Source organism: Pseudomonas sp. SCPG-7, from assembly GCF_002156405.1.
Lineage (GTDB): Bacteria > Pseudomonadota > Gammaproteobacteria > Pseudomonadales > Pseudomonadaceae > Aquipseudomonas > Aquipseudomonas parakoreensis.
This window is the reverse complement of sequence record NZ_MVOO01000001.1, coordinates 239,352-258,296: the sequence shown is the minus strand read 5'-3', so window position 1 is coordinate 258,296 and position 18,945 is coordinate 239,352. Positions and strand designations below refer to the sequence as shown.

Genomic DNA, 18,945 nt, shown 5'->3' with positions numbered 1-18,945 from the left:
GGTGTATCTGGAAGAATGGGGTTGCAGGTTTTGGGTCTGCTGCGCAGCCCAGCGGGAGCAAGCTCCCTCGCCACAGGAATATCAACCAGATTCAGAGTGTGTCTCATAACGATGGCCCCGACTGAATCGGCACCGCTTTGATCGTCGCGCGAGGTCCCGAAGCCGGAACCGGACTCGGCACCCCTTGCGCCGCCGTCGGCAACTGCGGCGCCTGCATGTCCGGCATCGCCCAGCTGCGCTCCGGTTGCAGGCCGCCCTGGGCGCGGCGCATGAAGTCGTAGCGGTTGAGGGTGATGCTGCGCCCCGCTTCGCTGTCGCGGATGATGTACGGGCGCAGAAACACCATCAGGTTGGTCTTGCTGATCGCCCGGCGCTCGTTGCGAAACAGCGCACCGATTCCCGGCAATGTTCCCAGCCAAGGCACCGCTTCGTTGCTCTGGCTGTAGCCGTCCTGCAGCAAGCCGCCGAGGACCATGATCTGACCGTCGTCGAGCAGAATACTGGTGTCGATCGCGCGCTTGTTGGTGACGATCCCCGCCGCTCGCGCGCTGACTGAAGCACGTTCGTCGATGCTGCTGACTTCCTGATAGATATCGAGCTTGACCGTGCCGCCCTCGGAAATCTGTGGCCGCACATTCAGCTTCAAGCCCACCTCTTCACGGGTCACGGTCTGGAACGGGTTGTTGCTGGTGCCCCCGCCGCCAGTGACGTAACTGCCGCTGACAAACGGAATGGTCTGGCCGACAAAAATGCTCGCCGCCTCGTTATCGAGGGTCAGCAGGTTCGGCGTCGACAGCACGTTGGTGCCGCCCTTGCTCTTCAGCGCCCGGGCCAGCACTTTCAGGTCGAGAATCTTGCCGATGCCGGGGATATCGACGGTGCCGTTAACGTAGCCGATGTTCAAACCCTGCGGCAGCACATCAAGGCTGGTCTTGCCGTTGAGATTGATCCCCGAACCGCCAAGGTTCGCCCCGCCGATCACGCCGTTGCCGCCGAGATTGCCGGTCTGCCACTGCACGCCGAATTCGCTGGCATCGTCCTCGCCGACCTCGACGATCAGGCTTTCGATCACCACTTGCGCGCGGCGCTGGTCGAGCAAATCGATGACCTCGCGCAGGTTGCGATACAACGGCTCCGGCGCGGAAATCAGCAAGGTGTTGGTGGTCGCGTCAGCCTGAATCGTCACCCCGCCAGCGCTGAACGCAACGTTCTGCTCGCTGGCCTGATTGCCGCCGCTGCCGGTCGAACTGCTGCCCTGCGCATAACTGCCGCCGGTACTGCCAGTGCTCGACGTGGTCGAGGTGTTGCCACTGCTTTGCGTGCCGCTCTGCGCACCCGAACCGCCATTGTTGTTGCCATTGCTACCCATGGCACTGAGCACCGAGCGCGCACTGTCGCTGGTGCCGCTGTCGCTCTCGCCAGTCAGCAGCCCGCGTAGGGCCTGCGCCAGTTTCGCCGCTTGCGCGTTACGCAAATAAACCACGTGCAGATTGCTCGGATTGCTCTGTGCGTTGTCGAGCTTGTAGATCAGGTTGCGCGCAAGCTCCGTGCGCTCGGGGCTGCCAGCACGAATGATGATGGTGTTGGAACGCGGGTCACCGATCACCGCAATTTTCTGCGTCGGGTCGTTGCCCGGCGCGTCGAGCAGATCGGCAACCATCGGTGCGATGTCGGCAGCGATACCGTTCTGGATCTGCACCACGTCAGTGTCGATCGCGCTCGGGGTGTCGATGGTCTGGATCAACTGGGCGACGCGGGTCAGGTTCTCCGCGTAATCGGTAACCACGATGGTGTTGTTGCCCGGGTAGGCATTGATCGGGTTGTTCGGCGACACGATCGGGCGCAGCACCGGAATCAGGTTCACCGCGTTTTCGTATTGCAGGCGAAAGGTGCGGGTGAGCATGCCGTTGCCGGCGGGTTTGTCCGGGCTGTAGATCGGCCCGCCGAGCAGTTTCGCATCGGCCTCCGGCACCACCTGCGCGACGCCGCCGACATCGACCACGCTGAAACCCTGCATGCGCAACGCCGCGAGCAACATGTCATAGGCCTGGCGTGCCGGCACCTGACCTTCCGAGACCAGCGTCAGGCTGCCCTTGACCCGAGGGTCGACCAGAAACTGCTGGCCGGTGGAACGCGACAACGCGCGCACCACCGCTTGAATATCGGCATCGACAAAATTCAGCGTCACCGGCTGATCGCCCAGCGGATTGCTCGGCAGTGTGCTGCCGCGCGGGGCGCCGCCACTGCGCGCGCGTTCGGTGATGTTGTGCATCTGCCGGGGTTGCGGCGCGGTTTGTGCCTGGGCGCGTTGCCGATCGAGCAGCGCATCGCCGCTGCGCTGGGTGTTGGCCAGTGGCCGACCCAGTTCGCTGTCCACCAGCAACGGCGGCTGATTCGGCGGCGTGGTGGTGTTGCTGCACGCGCTCAATGCCATCAGCAGCATCGGCAACGCCATGCGCGCCGGTTTGGATCCTGACCCCTTCATGAAGCTTCCTTAGCGCCCAGCGCCTGATCCATGCGAACGGTGCCCGACAATGTGCCGGCAGTGACTTCGGTCGAAGCGTTGTCGGCGCGTTGCAGACGGGCCTCGACCACTTGCAGAGAAAGTTGTGCCGGAGTGCTCAGCAGCCAGTCGAGCACGGCATCGGCTGGCGCCGCGTCGAACGTCAGTTGCCACGCGCCGGCCTCCCCGGCCTGCAATTGATAGTGCCCGGCCAAACCGCTGGCTTGCAGCGTCTGTTCAAGCGACTGCGCGAGACTTTGCCCTTGCGGACGTACGCTGACCTCGCGCAACAGCACTTCAAGCGCTTCGGTCTGCGCGCGCAGCTTTGGCGTTTCAGCTTGCCAATAAGTGATTTTTTTCAGCGGCGGCTGGATCAGCGCGACCCACACCAACAGCGACAGCAGCACCACCGCCATGCCGCCGACCATGCGTTTTTCCCGCAGGGCCAACGCTTGCCAACGGACTAGAAGCTGCGCGCTGAAACGCTGCCAGCGACCGCGGTACACCGCGAGCGATGCCTTATTCATCTTCTGCTCCGCTGTCGTCAGCGCTGTCGTCGGGGGTGGTGACTTCGTCGCTTGGGCGCAGCAGCCAGCCTTCATCGTCAGCCGTCGCACTGATTCCGATCTGGGCCAATGCGGCTTGCCAATCCTTGTCCTTGTCATTGGCGCTGCGCCGGGCATCGGCCAGCAGACTCAACTGCAAGCTGCCGTCGACAAACGTCAGGCGCTCGACCGTGCCAGCCATGAACGGCATGCCGCTGCCGGCCTGCAACACCAGCCGATTGAAGGGCTGCGCCGGATCCTCCGCCGCGCCCTTCTGCCGCGCCGCCAATTGCTGACGCGCCTGTTGCAGCGGATTGAGGATCACCGGTAATTCGGGAAAAGCCTGCTTCACCCGCAGCGCCATCTGCGCCTTGAGCTGCTGGCCCTGACTGGCTTCGCGGGCGGCATACAGGTTCAAGCCGATGACCCACACCGCCACCGCCAATGCGCAAAGCCCCAGCGCCCGGCCCCAACCGCGATGCTCGCTGCGCTGCTGTTGCACCGCACCCTGCAGACCCCAACCGGGCAACGGCCCGGTCCAGCGCTGCGCTTCGGCCATCGGCAATTCTGCATCCGGCGGTGGCATCGAACCGATCCAGTGCAGCGGCGTGCCACAGCTCAGCAGCCAGTCACCAATCTCGTCGTCGAACAGCGGCTGCACCCGCGCCACCTGCACGCTTTCGCGCAGCAACAAATGGCCGTCCTGCCGACAGGCCACCGTGCCCGGCAGCACCGGCAAGCTGTACGCCGCCGGGTACAAGCCGCGCAGATTCAGACCGGCCTGCTTCAGCAATTGCCCCAGATGCTGCAAGCGCTGACGCGGCGCCCAGGCGATCTGCACCTGCCCCGCTTCATCCCGCGAACTGTGAGCGATGTGCATGTCGTTGCAGTCACCGAGCATCAAGGCCTGCGCCGCGCATTGCACCGCCGCTGCGATCTTGTTCGCCGGCAATGGCGGCAGGTCGATGCTCGCCAACAGACTGTCCGCCGGGTGCAGAAAAACGCTGAGCGGTGGCTGCTTCGGTAGCTGCCCCAGTTGGCTAAAGGTCTGGCGCTGCTCACGAATGACCTGCCCCTGACGGTCCAGCCACGCGCAATCCATCTCACTGTCGAGGCTTAACTGCGCCATTGGCGGCAAACTCACACGCAACTGACTCATACGCCCACCCGCGACCAGATCACCTGTGGCAGACGATCCTCGCTGCGATGCAGCAACGCATCGAGGCTGACCCGGCGCTGATCACGCCGCGCCTCGCCACGCAGACGAAACCAGTCACTGGTGATGCCGACCTTGACGCTGGTCAGCTCCAGATTCGGCATGCGCAAGCGGTTGACGAAATCGCCCCGGTTGATGAACCAGCGCCCGGCATCGCGCTCATTGATCAGCGCCTGCGCCCGCTCCAGCGACAACCCCGGCACATACGCGGCCAACACCGGCGCAGTGGCGGTATTGCCGTTGAGCCAGGTGGTCGCGGGGATCACCGTCAGGTACGGTGCCAGTTTGCCGATGACCGCCTCATTCACGCCCTCGACGCTGCGCAAATCATCGACACTGCGCAGCATCGGCAACTTCGGATTCTGCGGTTTACGCGAAGCATTCGGCGACGTGGCGCGGCCACTGTCAAAGGCGTTTTTGCTCGCGGTGTTTTCGGCAATCTGCGGGTTCAACAGATACGGATAAGAGCCGATCACCCGCTGACTGATGCGCTGACTCAACCCGGCGCTGACGCCGATCAACTCGCACAGCCGCTGAAACGCCTGCACCTGCGCCTCATCGACACGCTCGTTGGCCACCAGATTGCGCAGGTTGAACTTGCCCTGCTCATCCTCCAGCCGCCCCTCGAAACCCTGCGTATTCAAGCGCTGCGCCCACGGCTGATCGAGCCGGGTCAGCGGATCACGCTGGCGCGCATCCCAGAGCAATTGCCGGCTGATCTCCAGACCGCCGTGCAACACCCAGCGCCCCTGCACCCGCTGCTGATCCGCCTCCAGCGCACGGGTCGAAACGCTCTGCCGGGTCAACATCCCCGCCGCAATCACCGCGACCACCGCCGCGATCAACAGCGCACTGATGATCGCCATCCCCTGCTGATTCGATTGGCTGTTCATCACCGGCCTTACAGCTGCCAGGAACCGATATCGGCATTCACGCCGTCGCCGTCAGGCTGACCGTCGGCACCGAGGGAAAAGATATCGATCTCGCCGTTGGCGCCAGGGTTAAGGTACTGATAAGGACGACCCCACGGGTCATTCGGCAAACGCTCCAGGTACGAACGCCAGTTGCTGTTCTTCGCATCCGCCGGCCGCTCCACCAGCACTTTCAAACCCTGAGTCATGCTCGGATAAGTACCGTGATCGAGGCGATACAACTTCAGCGCCTGCATCAAACCGCCAATGTCCTGCCTGGCCGCCGTGGCCCGCGCCTGATCCGGCCGATCGAGCACCTTGGGCACCACCATCGCCGCCAGAATCCCGAGAATCACCACCACCACCATGATCTCGATCAGGGTGAAACCCTGCTGCCCGCGGGGCATCCGGCTCGGTCGTCCGGGCTGTTTGAACTGCGCGATATCCATCTCGACATTCCCTTGGCTTGATTCGATTCGACGCGCAGTGTTGCAAGAAGATATGTCAGGGATGTTGAAAATCCTCGGGAGTTTTCGTCGTCAAGCCGTCAAGGACGCGGGTTAGGGTCGAGGGCTGTGTTTTGGTTTTGGGCCTTATATGCGCGCGTGTTCCCGAGAAGCGGGTTTCACCTTGATTGAAGTGCTGGTGGCGCTGGCGATCATTGCTGTGGCGATGTCGGCGGCCGTGCGCGTGGCCGGGCTGATGACCCAAAGCAGCGGAGTTCTGCGGGATCGCTCAATTGCCATGATTGCGGCGCAAACACGCATGGCAGAGCTGCAACTGGAAGGTCGATTGCCGACCGGTGTGAAAGCGGTTGATTGTGATCAGGGACGCCTGCTATTGCGCTGCGAACAAGCCATCGCAACGGCTGAAAATGGCCGACTACTCAAAATCGCCATCCAAGTCTACGACCGCAACCAAGACGCCCCGCCCCTAGCCCGCCTGGAAACCATACTGAATCGCCCCCTGTAGGAGCTGCCGAAGGCTGCGATCTTTTGATCTTGTTCTTTAAAATCAAAATCAAAAGATCGCAGCCTCTGACAGCTCCTACACAAACATCTCAGGCAACAAAACAACGCATGCCCCACACGACATCCGCAATCAACCTAAAACCCTGTGGGAGCGAGCTTGCTCGCGAAGGCGCCAGAATGAACACCCGATCAATCACCAAGTGTCCCCGACACCTACATCACCCTGGCAACTGCAAATTATCCAACGCCCGATTCACCGCCAACTCCCCGAGCATGATCAACTGCGCAATCCCCGCCAGCGCGTGCCGCTGCGACACCGGCACCAGACTGGCAACGTTCTGCGCAATATTTTTGGCCGAAGCGAGTGTTTCACTGGCATCCACCAGCAGCTCTTCGGTTTTGTTGTCCGCCGTCACGGCATACATCCCTCGCGTTTTACGCGGCGGCGTGGCACCGGGCGGACAGAGGTAATGGTCGAGCGCGCGGTCGGCGGCTTCGTGGAGCTTTTTTGAATCGATGGATTCGTAGGGGGAAACCGAGGCGGTTTCGGGTGGGTTGGGTGTTGGTTTGATCATGGTGAAGCTCCTTGATGACTGGAGCCGCCACCGTTCGCGGTCAAACAAACAGGGTGGCAGCTGTACGCGGGTTGACCGACCGGACATCAAGGAATCCGGCACACCCGAAGGTGTCCCACGCACAGCCACCGCGACATGATTTCAGACAATGCCTGAACACGTGCAGAACGCTGGCGCGCCTTGATATTGGGCGGACGGTCAAATCCGATCGCTGATTCGTCAGCGACCGAACCACAATAGAACCCGCCCCCAAGGCGCACAAGCCGGCGGATTCTGGCGTAGCTGTAGGCAAAGGCGCAAGGATATGTAGCCTGAGAGAGTGTCTGGAGATGTCTTTTTAAACACTGGCGTTTATTGGGGCCTTGCTGCGCCGCTCCCCTTTTACTGGACCAGGCCCTATCCCCCAGTACAAAAATGACGAGCACTCATAACCGAGCATAGGCAGCTTCGAAATCACTGAGTGCTTGGTCTACTTTGTATCGAAGCATCAGCGATGCGGAAAGCTTCACCATTGCTTCAAACAGGACATGCCCTGATTGAATCTGGCATTGACCAACACAATGTCCCGCGTACTCGCCAGGCTCATACGCGTAAACAGTGTAAAAAACCCTGCCTGACTCCTCCCGACTCAATCCCGCGGTGAGATGTGTGACAGAGCTATCCGCCACTGGGGGCCCAGGTCGTGAAAACTCCAAGACATCATCGAACGGAATGAACATCGCTGAAGCAGACATCACAAATAGACTCGCGATATCCAATGCCTCCTCAACGTTTTTGAGCTCAGGTGTGGCGTACTCGTGCTCAAGAAAATTTCGCATGTCGACCACTTTACGCAAAAGACTGGGAGCCAATAACCCAAGCGCCCTTACTCGCTCGATCTTCTTCGGCACGTTCCACCTAAGTGATTGATAGCCAAAAGAGATCAGCAATTGGTCAAGCTGCCCGACAATGGCGCGTTTCACATTAGTCGTTGCATTGACAAGAGCTGCCAATCCACCCCGTTCAAAATCCTCTTCTGCCAAAGTCAAAAATTCAATTGGCGAAGTTTTCAGATCCGTCATTCCGAAATCACCGCCGCCCAACGCGACTCCACTTTTGCTCAGATCAAATCGGTGAGCGGCGCAAAACTCTTTGATATCCATCTCAACTCCTGGCTATTTGGCGGCTCAAAGGTAGATGTCGGGAATCAGGGTATCAGCGACAACAAGGCTTACACGGCCAATTAGACAGTGCTATTTCTTCGAGCATATCTGGACGTCATCCTGGGTTTTCAGTGCCGTGTCGATACCTAACCGGTACCTGCAGTAATCAATAATCCACGCCCGCTCCTCTGGTGTCAGGCGCTCTACCTTCCTAATCTCCCCATCGTTTGCGTGGATGTTGTAAAAACTTTATATGGAGCGTGGAGTGCTTCTTGATGAAAACAATTGTCTCGATGTCTCCGCCCTCGAGGGCATCGTAGTAGCCGACGTAGAGCATGACCATCACGGCGGAGGATCGCCGCGATTAAAAGCTTTTTCATTCCTGCGGAACCGGAGGTTGAAGGTGATGGGTTTTGGCTTTGATGTGTCTGACCGGTTCGGTACTTAATCTGAACGGTGGTAGCAATGTCAGCGTAATGAGCCAACTGACTGGCCATGTGCTACTTTTTCAATGCTTCTCATCACCGATCTTTACAGGAGTGAGTATGTTTACTGACATCAAGCCAGGTCCCAAGCCAAAACGCGAAGACGGCAAGGAAGATCGCAGACGGCATGTGAACCCACCCAACGATAAAAAACACCCGACGTTGCCTATTCACAAGCATAAGCCTGGAGACTAGCTGCAGATTGGCAGCCTCTGTAATCGAAATTACTCTGGGTCGGATCCCTTCTCAAAGAATGGATTCGTCCCCTGTGACCGATCGATCGCTTATTTATCGAGCAACCTTATTATCAGGTCACTTGAGTATTCCTGATTTACCCACTGCAACCAGCACAGTCATCGCAGAAAGCAGCACAATTGCGCTCCATTGCATCCATACAAGTTTCTGCCTTAGTGAGGCCGGAAAGCTTGCTACATCCTCGATGTTAAGCGTGCCGCGCCTGATGTAGAAATTCGCAAACGTAACGAGACCAGAGGCGCCACCTACCAAAAGCAATCTGCCCCACGCACCACCGTGCTTCAACGCAGCTAACCTAGTGCCGGCAGAGCTGTTTTTGAGGTGTTCAAGGATCACGTCCGTCTTGATGTGCGCAATGTGGAGCGCAATCACGATCCAGATGAGCATTGAGATAATCACTAGGCCACACCCCCCCCCCCCGACTCCTAGTTCAGCGGTATTCATATAGTGACCTCATAAAATCCTTCCGCCAGTCGGCTCACCTGACACCCGTCTGTTTAAACATCAGCACTTATCGAGACTTCATTGTGCCTAGGCGCGACCCGCGCAGTTCAGAGGCGCTAAACGAAACCTGATTTAACAGCTATTCCGAAGCTGATCATGACCAACAACAGGCAAATAACGCTCCATTGCAGCACTACTAACTTACGCTTGAGATGGGGTGGGAAACTGGCCAAATCTTCGGAGCTTAGCTCGCCCCTTTTCAAGTAAAACCTGGGGAAGGTGACGATGCCCGATATACCACCCACGAGCAGAAGCTTTCCCCAAGGTCCACCGTGTCGAAGTGGAGCGCGCGTCATGATGGCTGAGCAATTCTTTAGGTGCTCCAACATCAAATCCATCTTCGTATAGGCCAGGTGCAAACAGACTCCGATCCAAAGAATAAGCCCTGCCAGATCAACGACGGCAATGGATAGAAGTACCTTATCAACGACGTTCAAACTCATTTACTTACCTCATAGATCTTCTCACCAGCCCATTCGCCTGTAGCCCCACCAAGCGCCCCACCAGCGTATGAACCTGCAGCTACGACGATGACGCCACATGCCAAGGTTGCCATACCACCTGTAGGAACACCCAAGCCAACACAGATAACCCCCGCCGTGGAGCCAGTCAAAAACGCACCGGTAGCAGCACCGCCGGCCACTCCTCCGACGAAGTTACCACCTTCGGTATATTTGATCTTTTCACAGGCATCTTTATTGCCTGCCGCACAGACTTCTTGAACCTTCATATAAGAAGCTCCGCCCCCTACGGCTGTACCAATCCAGCCACCGTACTTGACCACTTTGGCTGCTCTGGCGACACCTTCCGTATGAGTGGCGTAGCCAGGAATCTGCCCCGGAGCTCCCGCCAGACTCCAGTGATGCACCAGACTTTTGCTGGATATGCCGAGAGCTGATTTCAGGCTCGGATGATCAGGGAAGCCGATGCCCTTTCTGGTTAAACCGGTGAGCTGTCTATCGAGCTTGGCAAACAAACGTGCACGTTCTGCAAAGAACTCTGAACTACGCAAGTGACCGTCACGCTGAAAACTTTTCTGGTGCAACGCTTCGATTTCCTTCAGCGAGGTTTTCACGTCCTCCAAGTTCTTGGCGAAAATCGATTCACCCACACCGATTGATGTTGAACCTTGCGAAAGAATGGATTCAATCTCGCTCCGATAGCGAACCATGAAGCTGGCCTCTTCGTCGCTCATGGGTTTGAGTGCCGCATCCACCTTCTGAGCGGCTTCCATGAGCAACGCCTCCTCACGCGTGCACTGCGGATTGTTCGGATCACTCAACACGATAAGTTGACCGGGCTTGGCATAACCGGTGACGTGAGGGTTGAGGCGCGTGAACCTCTCAAGCGTCGCCCCATCCGGCTTATCGAACAGCGCAGCTTCTAGCGCAGAGCGTGGCATGACTTGCTGAACGATGTAGAAACCGGGTTCCGCTGGTGCCTTCGCAGCAGCCGGTTTCTCCGCCGGTTCCTCAGGGTATTCCGCCCAATACTTGGCGTGCAGGTCGGTCGGTTCTACGCCGCGATAGACCTTATTTCTAGGTGGGTTAGGTAGCGCGGGCTTTGGTACGTTTCCATATTCACTCATGCATCATCCTTGTCATTTCGGGAATACTGACTTGAGGTTCTGACAGCCGAACGCTATCGGAAAGCCCAAGTGCAGGCTGTAGGACAAAGCCTAAAATGCTACGTCCTAGCTGCTGATTCCTGTCATTCGCGGGGTGCGCAGGATAACCGGTGAGGGGAAATGGTTGTATGGCAGCAGATGGCCATCTCGTAGCGTTACCAGATGAATTGCGTGCGTTGATCTATTTTTCACACCCGTTGGCTGCTTTCGGCCAGAAGCGGACATTTGAGAGCGACACCTTCTGGCCAATTGTTGCCTTTTACGACCGCCAGCTTTGGGTCTAGAGTGTGTTGAGATTTGTTAGCGCTACTACTTTTTAACGTTTTGGCCTATGGGCTTGGGGGGTAAGTGGTGAGCAAGTATTTTTATCATATTGACCAAGAGCAACTGCCAACCGACTATCCCACCCATCGACATTCGGGCGAGTTCTGGGAGCAGCTGGGTCGCACTGTTGCAACTTACGGTTTTCTGGAGCAAGTATTGGGCCGCGCAATTTTTGCCCTTACCGCGACGCGCAAGTATGCTCAGGTTGAGCTAGAGCAGGCATACAGCAATTGGCTGGGCCAGCTTGAACGGGCGTTGTCAGACCCTCTAGGAGGGCTCATTGATGCGTACGGTAGCGCCCTGCGTAACTACCATAAACTACCTGCCAGCAATCTTGAGCAACTGGTAGAGGACTTGCGACAAGCTGCCCAGTTGCGGAACGTACTATGCCATGGTGCTTGGCAGGTACCGGACGCTAACGGTAAATCTCTACCATTGTTTGTTGATCGCAAACAGAGGATTTTCGAAACGAGCATTGATGTCGCTTATCTTCAGCAAGTCCGCGCAGAAGTGGCAAGCCTTGTCTATTCGGTGATTAACTCCATTAGCAGCATCGGTCTACAATTCCCAGGGTCAGGCGGCCCGGGCGAAACCATCCTTAAGCCAAGTTCAGCGGGCGAAGCATAAGCCCAAAAAGCGTAAAGCTTCTGGCGACAGCGGCCTACTGCCAGATCAGCTATGGGGGGGTTGCAGCCCTTCGCGACAGGCAGAAATCGGCCAGAAGCTGCCACTCAACGGTATCTATCAAGCCAAGGATGATTCACTAGAGCATTGCATGCATGCCCCGATGGATTCCAACCTAGAGGAGCTAGCAACTGATCCCCGTACATAGCGCTCCAGCAAGTGAAGCGAGGCCTACTATGATGTCTAGTCTGCTAGAGTGGGTGAAGCCGGCACGAGGCTCTCAGGTTGAAGGGTGATACGGATGCCAAGCAAGAAAGATGAAGATAAGATCCCACGGGATCACTTTGTAACTGGCCACACTACTGAACTAGTTGAATCGCTAAAATTCCACGTTGACCCTATAACTGGTATTCCCAATATTGCAGAATTAGACCCTAGTACACTACGTAGCGAAATATCTTACCAGAAACAGAATGGTAAGGATAAAGTGATCTACTCAACGCCGGTTATGAGTTTTTCGGCATTGAACGAAAGTCATCTAGACCAGCTCAAGAAACAGTTCGATTACTTAATTGCGGTTGATACCAACACAATCGAAAGGCCCAAGCGTACGCAAGGATGCAGAGTTAGCGTGTGTGCAAGCAGCGCAATTAGCCAATCGTTAGATTCTCTGTCAGCGGATGTGCAGTCACAACCAGTTGCCGCCTATTTGATTTTGGATCCTGGCCCCATTGTGAATCCAGAACCTCTCGGATGGCATTTGAATATATCCCGTCTCACCACCGTTCCAGCTTTGAGCTCAAAGCGAGTGGGCGTGATTGTTGATAGTGAGCTAGGGCTACTCCCCGACATCAATGCTCGAAAGATCCCCTACTACGGCGAACACATGTTGCCCGGCAACATGACGCTGATTTACGCCTCAAGCGATAAACCAGAGATATTTGTCAACCAGATGCTTAAACACTGTGACGCAATGGCTGAGCTTGGGCTTGCCGAGTTTAGAAAGAGTGACCCTAGCTTTCTGTCACGCCTACGTGGTCAGAAATACGGCACTGCCATCTGTGTCCCAATCGTCCAGAAGAAGCAAAAGTGAATAGCCCTCGGCTTACCCTCTAGGCTGCTGAGTACCGATAGCGGTCTGATCGGGCCGTCAGCTTCCGGCCAGAAGCGGTCGGTCGTGAAGGGGCAGTAGACGTCCCATGGAAGAGACTGACGCCGGCGTCAATAAAAGCAGTTTCTATAGACATACTGCGAACATAGCTGAATCTTATGATATCAAAGAGCCCTCGCAGGATGGATGTGGGGGTAGGTGCTCGCCCCCCCCCTCTCTCGAATAAAAAAGGAATAGAAATGCTTCTCGCAAAGAACTGTTTTATAAAGGACAACCTGAAAACTAGAAAAACGATAAAGCTGGGCACTCTGTATGAGTATAGAAAAATCGAAAGTGCTCAGATTGTCGATAGCGGTGAAGGCAAGTACTCTTTTTTACTGAAGTTTGACGGAATCGTTGAGATTGAAAGGCCCTGGTTCAGTCTCATGTTTCAAGGAGCAATCGGCTTAGGTGACGATGAGCATCACCCGAGGATTCCGGGAGCGATGAGCGCAGCTATTCATAATCTTGAGATGGTCGGCGGCAACGAACATATCATCAGAGTACGAAATTCCAGTGCAAGCGTTCATCGAGAAGCGCTAAACGGATTCATTTTTTGCATGTCCCAAGTTAGGAAGATGCGAGACGCTGTAGGATTATTTCCCGACTACGATGACTGTTGGTATATGACTGCAACAAAAGCGCATAACTTAGGAGTAGCGCTTTCAGTCCTGCTACGGGACCGCATTACCTCCGGGCGTGATTCAGGTAATCACATAGTTGATCCATGCATCCCACTAGCGAACCTGTCGGTTCACTGTCGGCATGAACTAGTGTCTTACATTGGTCGTGAGATTCATATTTCAGATACCAGCCTGTTCACAGCAGATCAGTTCATGCGCAAAATCTGGGATATGGCGTTTGTAAAACCCCCCTCTTTCTTTGCAGAGAAGGAATATCGATTTAGCTTCACAATTGTGGCGGGAGACAAGATTCTCATACCTATCGTGGATAATTTGATTCTTAATGCTGAACAACTGGCGGACTGGGCGTTATGAGCTACGATAGATTGCGCATCCATTAATTAGGAAAAATATAATGTCCAACATTGATGTGTATTTACCGGCAGTAGATGGGTCCGCGTATTGGCCAGTAGCGAAAGGCGATTCGTGCAAGGAGGCTGTACATGTCCTCTTTACCGATGACTTCGCCGCACCACCTCATCGATTAGTAATCAAAGTCGCTACGGAAACGGGGAAGGTGGTTGAGGTGAGCATTCCGTACGATGACGCTGGAAAGGCCACAGTGCGAATCGACGGTGAATCGGTGTAACAATAAAATTTCGTTAAAAATAGCTCTAGGGCGAACGTCAGCTATTGGCCGAAAGCGGTAGCCTGGTACGGCAGGTTTCGGCTAGAAGCGCACTCGACAGCTAGCCGCTGATGTCTCTACGCTGATCGATCTGGTGAAAGCACACCACTAAAAGGAGCAGTCATGTTGGTAGTTGCCATTGATCGAGATAGCGTTCATGCGGGAGATGATCTGGAAAGTCATGCAATATCGATCACACTCGATCAATCAGCAACACTGCGCACCTTGATCGAAGTGATACAAGATATGGACTACCTACCTCGTATCAGTGGAGGCAAGGCCACTTGGGTTGTTTATTCATCTGGCAAACCATTAGGTGTTTTAGCCCAGCAATGGCCAGAACCTAAATTGGTCGTGCGCCCCGAGAGCATCGTGGATCAATATTTCGGAAATATCGAGCCTCGCCTACTTTTCAGATATTGGTGTCAGGCAGATCCAGATGAGGTCTTTTCGGATGCCCAGGCCGGAAATGAACTGCCATCACGATTTTAGAATGGGCAGGAGGCATTGCTTTAGATCAATGCGGTTCAGATTACTGCTGTGGGTCTATAGCTGTCTCCCGTTAACGACTGCTTTTGGCCGAAAGCGGTCGCTTCGTGAACGGCTACTTTCGGCTAAAAGCAGTCACTACTAAACCTTTACCAATCCAGCTATAAGTAAGAACGGGATGACCTAGTTAGTCCAGTCGTGACTCAATTAGCTTTCTCAGCGGCATCAAATCGTCGCTGAATCCTTTTGAAATAACGCGGCACATTTGTTGCAGTACCTGCTCTTTATCTAAGCCTATATGAGATGCTATCTCAAAAAATTCATCATGCTTTCCCGCCTGCAGGCCGTACTCAAGAACTTCTAGAACCCGGTCCTCTTCTAAGTCTAGGGCGGTAGAGACAAATGCAGGAACCTCCATGCATTTTTGAATTATCCACGCTTCTGGCCATGTGCTTCCTGGCAAATATTCAATCCTGCTAGAAAACCACTCCGCAAACTCTTTGCTAGGGTTTTCCGCCATCTTTCGAGCATGATTCAGATTATCTGATTGGAGCTTTCTTTGATCCCCATCAAATATCGCGATTGTTGGCCTTTCCTCTCCACGCACATTAAGTGCAGCGAGTTGTTTTGCTATTGCGGTAGCTGATCCAATTACAGATATTTTAAGTCGGGAACGAACATGAGATGGCAGACATGCCTGAACAAGCGTGCGCGCTACCTCATCCTCTACAAACACATCTAGCTCTTGATTTTCTTTTGCTCCAAGCTTTGAGAAGGCAAAATCAGGCGAGATTCCTGGAGTTAGTTTAGTTTTGCCCCTTATCGACTCTATGAAATATCTTGCGTCGTCGGGTAAACATTGAAAGATTTCCTTTGAATGAGTTGTGCAAATAACTTGAGTACCAGTTTCCTTGCAAACTTCTTTAAGCTTGGTCATGAAATTTCGCTGCGCTTTTGCGTGCAATCCAAGTTCGATTTCGTCGAGAACTAGAAGGGTATTCCCTTGGCAAGAGTATATTATGGAAAAAATTTCAAATAGTGCATTTTCACCAGCGCCCATATTAAATCCAGAATAGATTATGTCGCCTACCGTTACCACTGGCAGACTATAGCGAGCATGCTCTAAGTGAAGATACTCATCGTATTTTTTTCCAAGAATAAACCCTACAGCATCTTTAACCTTTTCCTCCCAACCCTTGGCTGCAATATTTTTAAATGACTTTGAGTAAGATCTAGACTGACTTCTTTCAGCGTGCGGAACTATCCTTTCAATGCCTAAAAAAACTACATTTTTATGGACTCTTGAGTCATAGTTATTCCACTTTCCACCTTTGTTTTTCTTTCGGCTCTGATACCCAATCCCCTTTCCGTCAGGAGTGCGTTCATCTTTTGAAAGAAAATCCAAGGCAAAAAAATAATGTAACTCTATTCCTTGCGGCGGGACCTCATTGGTGTGCTGCAAAAAAAAATCAGAGAATGTGTAGTAGCTGTTTTTTCTTTTCGCTAATTTAAACCCTTTTTTACTATTGTGATAAGCACAGCAAGCCAAGGCAAGAATGGTAGATTTTCCTGAACCATTCGCACCTGCAAATGCAGTTATAGGGTAGTCAAAACTAACGTCTAACGCGCTTATTCCGCGAATTGCACCTTCGACGATAGTTATTTTTCGCAATAGTCTCTTCGAGTAGTCATTGGCAAACCATTGCCGAAGCTCTTTATCCAATTTGCTTTCACGATATTTCACGCGGCTACTCTTCTAAGGAATTTTCGGCAGGCAGTTTGGCCATTAAAGATTACGCTAATGGTTTCGGCGTGGATTGTCTAGAGAGTGATTCGGCAGATCAAAAAACTAATCGATTGAGCTTGAGAATCGGCCCCTGACCAGCCCGACTTTGGCCGTTTTTTGCCTATCTCGACGTACAGAAAACGGCCAAAAACTGTTGCTCACTCTGATTAAGGAGCTGGAGACGATTCAGACGGTTTGTTGAGGAAATCCTGCATGACCACGTGGTGCTCAGATCACGAAGAAATGATACGGAGGAAATTGGATTTCTAGAAAAATTCGACTACAGTCATTTCGCTATCATCACCAAAATAAAACACGTGTAAAAGGAGAGCTATCTTGGGGGATTGTCAAATTACCTGTATCACGTTATCTGGAACTCGATCTCATGACCGTATAACTCAGATTGGTAACGCATCTGTACCTTGGTATCTCACAACCGCAGACGCAGTGCAGAGAATTGACGCAAAAACCGATACGTTTTATGTGATGGACGCATCGGGGAGACGGGCTAACGTGGGGGTTGTCCGCCCCTCTCAAGGATTACCCTATTTACGAACTTATGCTGATAGCGTCTGGACTGACAACCTATTGAGTCTAGGAGTCTGTTAATGGTTTAGTCCAATAGTTGCGCGACACGCTAAAATATTTAAATACGTGATCGTATTCTGTACGACTGCTTTTGGCCGGAAGCGGTCCTCCGTGCGAGCGTCCGTTTATGGCCGATAGCGGACATTTTCGTCTACCCGTATCAGCTTGGGAGCGACAACATGCACTCGCTTGCGTCTCGGCTGCTTGCCTTTGGAGGCCCTTGAACCGGCATTCAACTAAATAGCAAAAATAACGACTCCGATCCAACAAATCAGGGCCTCACGAGGCTCGGCAAAACCACCCCTTCCCCCAACCTCTCCAACCCCAACCGCACCCTCTCCCCCCCCTGCTCAATCACCACCCCATCCCCCTCCACCGCCACCAACTTCACCCCAGGCCCCACCCTCTCCCCCTGCAAAAAACTCCTCGGCGGGCCATCGTTCAAACTCAAAATCGCCACCGCCCCGCGACTCCCCGCCATCACCCCGCTCACCTTGATGTCCATCGGCGCCGTCTGGTTGGAAAACCATTGCAACGCCGGGCTGTCACTGCGCGCCGCGAGCATTTGCGGTGGCGCTGGTGGGGTGTGGGATTCGGCGGAGGTCAGGAGTAGCGACGACCAGGTCGCGACGCCGACCAATGCGGCGAGCAGTGCGAGGGCCTGGACGGTTTGCGGGGGGGAAATGCGTGCGGTGAGCATCATGGGCTGAATCTCCTTTTTGTCCCTGCTGACAGGCTACGCGGCAATTCTCACGGTTTTATTTCACACGCCTTACATGTTGGCCGTGCAGGATGTTTTTTTTGGACGGGGCAGGACGCAACGGAGTACGCAACCGATGAATGTGGGCAAGCAACAGGGCTTTACGCTGATCGAACTGATGGTGGTGCTGGTAATCATCGGGATTGCCAGTGCGGCGATCAGCCTGAGTATCAAGCCGGATCCGCTGCAGTTGCTGCGCAAGGACGCCGAGCGTGTGGCGCAGTTGCTGCAGGTGGCGCAGGCGGAGGCGCGGGCGGATGGTCGGCCGATTGTGTGGCTGAGCGATGGCAAGGGGTTTCGGTTCAGTCGGCGCAGTGACAGTGGTCGGGGGTTTGAGCATTTCAAGGATGATCCGCAGTTGCGGCCGCGCACCTGGCAGAGCCCGAAGCTGGAGGTGCGGGTGGAGCCGAAGCAGAAGGTGGTGCTTAACGCCGAGTGGATCAATCCGCCGCTGCAATTGACCCTGTCTGATGGGCTCGATCGGCTGAGTGTGCTGCGTGATGCCAGTGGCAGGATCAGTGTGCAATGAACGATCAACGGGGCTTTACCCTGATCGAGGTGATGGTCGCGATTCTGCTGATGGCGGTGGTCAGTCTGATTGCCTGGCGCGGGCTGGACAGTGTGACGCGGGCGGACAGTCATTTGCAGGCGAGCAGTGAGCAGAGTGACAGTTTGTTGCGGGCGTTGAATCAGTTGCAGCGTGATGTGGAGATGCGCGCTGGGGTTGAATTGACCGAGCCGAAGAAGATTGGCGTGGATGATGAACCGCCGAGTGCGCCGCCTGCGCTGACGGTGCGCAGCAGTGACAGCAAGGGGTTTCGGCTGGACATTATTCGCCGTGCGGCGGATCAGCCTGGGGCTTTGCAGCGGGTGCGCTGGTGGGTCAAGGGGGATACGTTGTATCGGGCGGTGGCTGAGACGCGCAGTCGGTATCCGTTACCGGCGCCGGGGGCTGGGGTGGCGGTGTTGGAAGGTGTGAGTGATGTGCAGGTGCGGGTTTGGGAGTTGGATAAGGGTTGGCGGCAGTTGAGTGGGAATAGGCGGGAGGATCCGTTGGGGTTGGAGGTTCGGTTGACGCGGGAGACGGCGCAGGGGGTGGAGCGGTATCGGCAGGTGATGGGGCCTTTGCAGTGAAGCATGCGGGTTATGTCGATATCCCTGCATAACGGAGATTTCTGT

The 18,945-nt window shown here is 54.9% G+C and carries 21 protein-coding genes and 1 pseudogene; 9 read left to right on the top strand and 13 right to left on the bottom strand.

Annotation, left to right across the window (positions count from 1 at the left end; all coding sequences use genetic code 11):
- Positions 1-103: 103 nt before the first annotated feature.
- From gspD to gspG, 5 genes are read right to left on the bottom strand one after another with little or no spacing between them, the layout of a single operon-like run.
- A complete protein-coding gene (gene gspD, locus B1722_RS01305) occupies positions 104-2,485 on the bottom strand; it encodes a type II secretion system secretin GspD (protein WP_086790969.1) in 2,382 nt (793 codons plus the stop codon).
- Positions 2,482-3,030, bottom strand: a complete 549-nt coding sequence (gspM, locus tag B1722_RS01300) for a type II secretion system protein GspM (RefSeq protein ID WP_086790968.1) — start codon at positions 3,028-3,030, stop codon at positions 2,482-2,484. The genes gspD and gspM overlap by 4 nt, the downstream gene beginning before the upstream one ends.
- Positions 3,023-4,207 (bottom strand): type II secretion system protein GspL, encoded by a 1,185-nt coding sequence (gene gspL / locus B1722_RS01295; RefSeq protein WP_086790967.1) that lies wholly within the window; start codon positions 4,205-4,207, stop codon positions 3,023-3,025. The genes gspM and gspL overlap by 8 nt, the downstream gene beginning before the upstream one ends.
- Positions 4,204-5,157: a type II secretion system minor pseudopilin GspK gene (gspK, locus tag B1722_RS01290; protein ID WP_086790966.1), complete on the bottom strand. Its 954-nt coding sequence runs from the start codon at positions 5,155-5,157 to the stop codon at positions 4,204-4,206. Before gspK ends, gspL begins: the two co-directional genes overlap by 4 nt.
- 8 nt (positions 5,158-5,165) lie before the next feature.
- Positions 5,166-5,624 carry a type II secretion system major pseudopilin GspG gene (gene gspG, locus B1722_RS01285; protein WP_086790965.1) on the bottom strand — a complete coding sequence of 153 codons (459 nt, stop codon included), beginning with the start codon at positions 5,622-5,624 and terminating at the stop codon, positions 5,166-5,168.
- A 148-nt stretch (positions 5,625-5,772) separates the two neighbouring features.
- Here gspG and gspI point away from each other — a divergent pair, with 148 nt between their 5' ends.
- The gene (gene gspI / locus B1722_RS01280; protein WP_086790964.1) at positions 5,773-6,147 is read left to right on the top strand and encodes a type II secretion system minor pseudopilin GspI; all 375 of its coding nucleotides are present in this window, start codon (positions 5,773-5,775) and stop codon (positions 6,145-6,147) included.
- 217 nt (positions 6,148-6,364) lie between these two features.
- Here the strand turns inward: gspI and B1722_RS01275 are convergent, their stop codons facing one another.
- The 6 genes and pseudogenes from B1722_RS01275 to B1722_RS01250 form a co-directional block, all read right to left on the bottom strand.
- Entirely contained in the window at positions 6,365-6,721 is a 357-nt protein-coding gene (locus B1722_RS01275) for a DUF6124 family protein (protein ID WP_086790963.1), read from the bottom strand.
- A gap of 425 nt (positions 6,722-7,146) precedes the next feature.
- On the bottom strand, positions 7,147-7,863 hold the full coding sequence (locus B1722_RS01270) for a hypothetical protein (protein WP_086790962.1): 717 nt from the start codon (positions 7,861-7,863) through the stop codon (positions 7,147-7,149).
- Positions 7,864-7,953: 90 nt separating this feature from the next.
- Positions 7,954-8,243, bottom strand: a pseudogene (locus B1722_RS29700) (hypothetical protein).
- A 417-nt stretch (positions 8,244-8,660) separates the two neighbouring features.
- Positions 8,661-8,990, bottom strand: a complete 330-nt coding sequence (locus B1722_RS01260; RefSeq protein ID WP_256578833.1) for a hypothetical protein — start codon at positions 8,988-8,990, stop codon at positions 8,661-8,663.
- A gap of 173 nt (positions 8,991-9,163) precedes the next feature.
- Positions 9,164-9,550, bottom strand: coding sequence for a hypothetical protein (locus tag B1722_RS01255; RefSeq protein ID WP_045122058.1), 387 nt, complete (start codon positions 9,548-9,550; stop codon positions 9,164-9,166).
- The gene (locus B1722_RS01250; protein WP_086790960.1) at positions 9,547-10,695 is read right to left on the bottom strand and encodes a hypothetical protein; all 1,149 of its coding nucleotides are present in this window, start codon (positions 10,693-10,695) and stop codon (positions 9,547-9,549) included. Before B1722_RS01250 ends, B1722_RS01255 begins: the two co-directional genes overlap by 4 nt.
- 167 nt (positions 10,696-10,862) lie before the next feature.
- Between B1722_RS01250 and B1722_RS29515 the strand changes: the two genes are divergently transcribed.
- The 5 genes from B1722_RS29515 (at position 10,863) to B1722_RS01225 (ending at position 14,635) form a co-directional block, all read left to right on the top strand.
- Complete coding sequence (locus B1722_RS29515) at positions 10,863-11,018, top strand: hypothetical protein (protein ID WP_176393368.1); 156 nt, start codon at positions 10,863-10,865, stop codon at positions 11,016-11,018.
- A gap of 67 nt (positions 11,019-11,085) precedes the next feature.
- On the top strand, positions 11,086-11,685 hold the full coding sequence (locus tag B1722_RS01245; RefSeq protein WP_086791512.1) for a hypothetical protein: 600 nt from the start codon (positions 11,086-11,088) through the stop codon (positions 11,683-11,685).
- Between the two features lie 298 nt (positions 11,686-11,983).
- Positions 11,984-12,775 carry a hypothetical protein gene (locus B1722_RS01240; protein WP_140395971.1) on the top strand — a complete coding sequence of 264 codons (792 nt, stop codon included), beginning with the start codon at positions 11,984-11,986 and terminating at the stop codon, positions 12,773-12,775.
- 257 nt (positions 12,776-13,032) lie between these two features.
- On the top strand, positions 13,033-13,830 hold the full coding sequence (locus B1722_RS01235; protein WP_086790958.1) for a hypothetical protein: 798 nt from the start codon (positions 13,033-13,035) through the stop codon (positions 13,828-13,830).
- A gap of 436 nt (positions 13,831-14,266) precedes the next feature.
- Positions 14,267-14,635, top strand: a complete 369-nt coding sequence (locus B1722_RS01225; RefSeq protein ID WP_083387108.1) for a hypothetical protein — start codon at positions 14,267-14,269, stop codon at positions 14,633-14,635.
- A 184-nt stretch (positions 14,636-14,819) separates the two neighbouring features.
- Here the strand turns inward: B1722_RS01225 and B1722_RS01220 are convergent, their stop codons facing one another.
- Positions 14,820-16,376, bottom strand: a complete 1,557-nt coding sequence (locus B1722_RS01220) for an ATP-dependent endonuclease (protein WP_086790956.1) — start codon at positions 16,374-16,376, stop codon at positions 14,820-14,822.
- A gap of 378 nt (positions 16,377-16,754) precedes the next feature.
- Between B1722_RS01220 and B1722_RS30005 the strand changes: the two genes are divergently transcribed.
- Complete coding sequence (locus tag B1722_RS30005; RefSeq protein WP_086790955.1) at positions 16,755-17,027, top strand: DUF3892 domain-containing protein; 273 nt, start codon at positions 16,755-16,757, stop codon at positions 17,025-17,027.
- Between the two features lie 250 nt (positions 17,028-17,277).
- Here B1722_RS30005 and B1722_RS01210 read toward each other — a convergent pair whose 3' ends face one another.
- Positions 17,278-17,709 (bottom strand): type II secretion system protein N, encoded by a 432-nt coding sequence (locus B1722_RS01210; RefSeq protein WP_086790954.1) that lies wholly within the window; start codon positions 17,707-17,709, stop codon positions 17,278-17,280.
- Positions 17,710-17,842: 133 nt separating this feature from the next.
- On the opposite strand from B1722_RS01210, the gene gspH reads away from it, so the two are divergent.
- Entirely contained in the window at positions 17,843-18,295 is a 453-nt protein-coding gene (gspH, locus tag B1722_RS01205; protein ID WP_086790953.1) for a type II secretion system minor pseudopilin GspH, read from the top strand.
- Positions 18,292-18,900: a prepilin-type N-terminal cleavage/methylation domain-containing protein gene (locus B1722_RS01200; protein ID WP_086790952.1), complete on the top strand. Its 609-nt coding sequence runs from the start codon at positions 18,292-18,294 to the stop codon at positions 18,898-18,900. Before gspH ends, B1722_RS01200 begins: the two co-directional genes overlap by 4 nt.
- Positions 18,901-18,945 lie beyond the last annotated feature (45 nt).

Excerpts from the sequence above, each read along its gene's own strand:
- B1722_RS01270 (WP_086790962.1), bottom strand. The coding sequence starts at position 7,863 with ATGGATATCAAAGAGTTTTGCGCCGCTCACCGATTTGATCTGAGCAAA.
- gspK (WP_086790966.1), bottom strand. The coding sequence starts at position 5,157 with ATGAACAGCCAATCGAATCAGCAGGGGATGGCGATCATCAGTGCGCTG.
- B1722_RS01225 (WP_083387108.1), top strand. The coding sequence starts at position 14,267 with ATGTTGGTAGTTGCCATTGATCGAGATAGCGTTCATGCGGGAGATGAT.
- gspL (WP_086790967.1), bottom strand. The coding sequence starts at position 4,207 with ATGAGTCAGTTGCGTGTGAGTTTGCCGCCAATGGCGCAGTTAAGCCTC.
- B1722_RS01210 (WP_086790954.1), bottom strand. The coding sequence starts at position 17,709 with ATGATGCTCACCGCACGCATTTCCCCCCCGCAAACCGTCCAGGCCCTC.
- B1722_RS29515 (WP_176393368.1), top strand. The coding sequence starts at position 10,863 with ATGGCAGCAGATGGCCATCTCGTAGCGTTACCAGATGAATTGCGTGCG.
- B1722_RS01275 (WP_086790963.1), bottom strand. The coding sequence starts at position 6,721 with ATGATCAAACCAACACCCAACCCACCCGAAACCGCCTCGGTTTCCCCC.
- gspG (WP_086790965.1), bottom strand. The coding sequence starts at position 5,624 with ATGGATATCGCGCAGTTCAAACAGCCCGGACGACCGAGCCGGATGCCC.
- B1722_RS01260 (WP_256578833.1), bottom strand. The coding sequence starts at position 8,990 with ATGCTCATCTGGATCGTGATTGCGCTCCACATTGCGCACATCAAGACG.
- gspD (WP_086790969.1), bottom strand. The coding sequence starts at position 2,485 with ATGAAGGGGTCAGGATCCAAACCGGCGCGCATGGCGTTGCCGATGCTG.
- B1722_RS01235 (WP_086790958.1), top strand. The coding sequence starts at position 13,033 with ATGCTTCTCGCAAAGAACTGTTTTATAAAGGACAACCTGAAAACTAGA.
- gspI (WP_086790964.1), top strand. The coding sequence starts at position 5,773 with ATGCGCGCGTGTTCCCGAGAAGCGGGTTTCACCTTGATTGAAGTGCTG.
- B1722_RS01240 (WP_140395971.1), top strand. The coding sequence starts at position 11,984 with ATGCCAAGCAAGAAAGATGAAGATAAGATCCCACGGGATCACTTTGTA.
- B1722_RS01200 (WP_086790952.1), top strand. The coding sequence starts at position 18,292 with ATGAACGATCAACGGGGCTTTACCCTGATCGAGGTGATGGTCGCGATT.
- gspH (WP_086790953.1), top strand. The coding sequence starts at position 17,843 with ATGAATGTGGGCAAGCAACAGGGCTTTACGCTGATCGAACTGATGGTG.
- gspM (WP_086790968.1), bottom strand. The coding sequence starts at position 3,030 with ATGAATAAGGCATCGCTCGCGGTGTACCGCGGTCGCTGGCAGCGTTTC.
- B1722_RS01255 (WP_045122058.1), bottom strand. The coding sequence starts at position 9,550 with ATGAGTTTGAACGTCGTTGATAAGGTACTTCTATCCATTGCCGTCGTT.
- B1722_RS01250 (WP_086790960.1), bottom strand. The coding sequence starts at position 10,695 with ATGAGTGAATATGGAAACGTACCAAAGCCCGCGCTACCTAACCCACCT.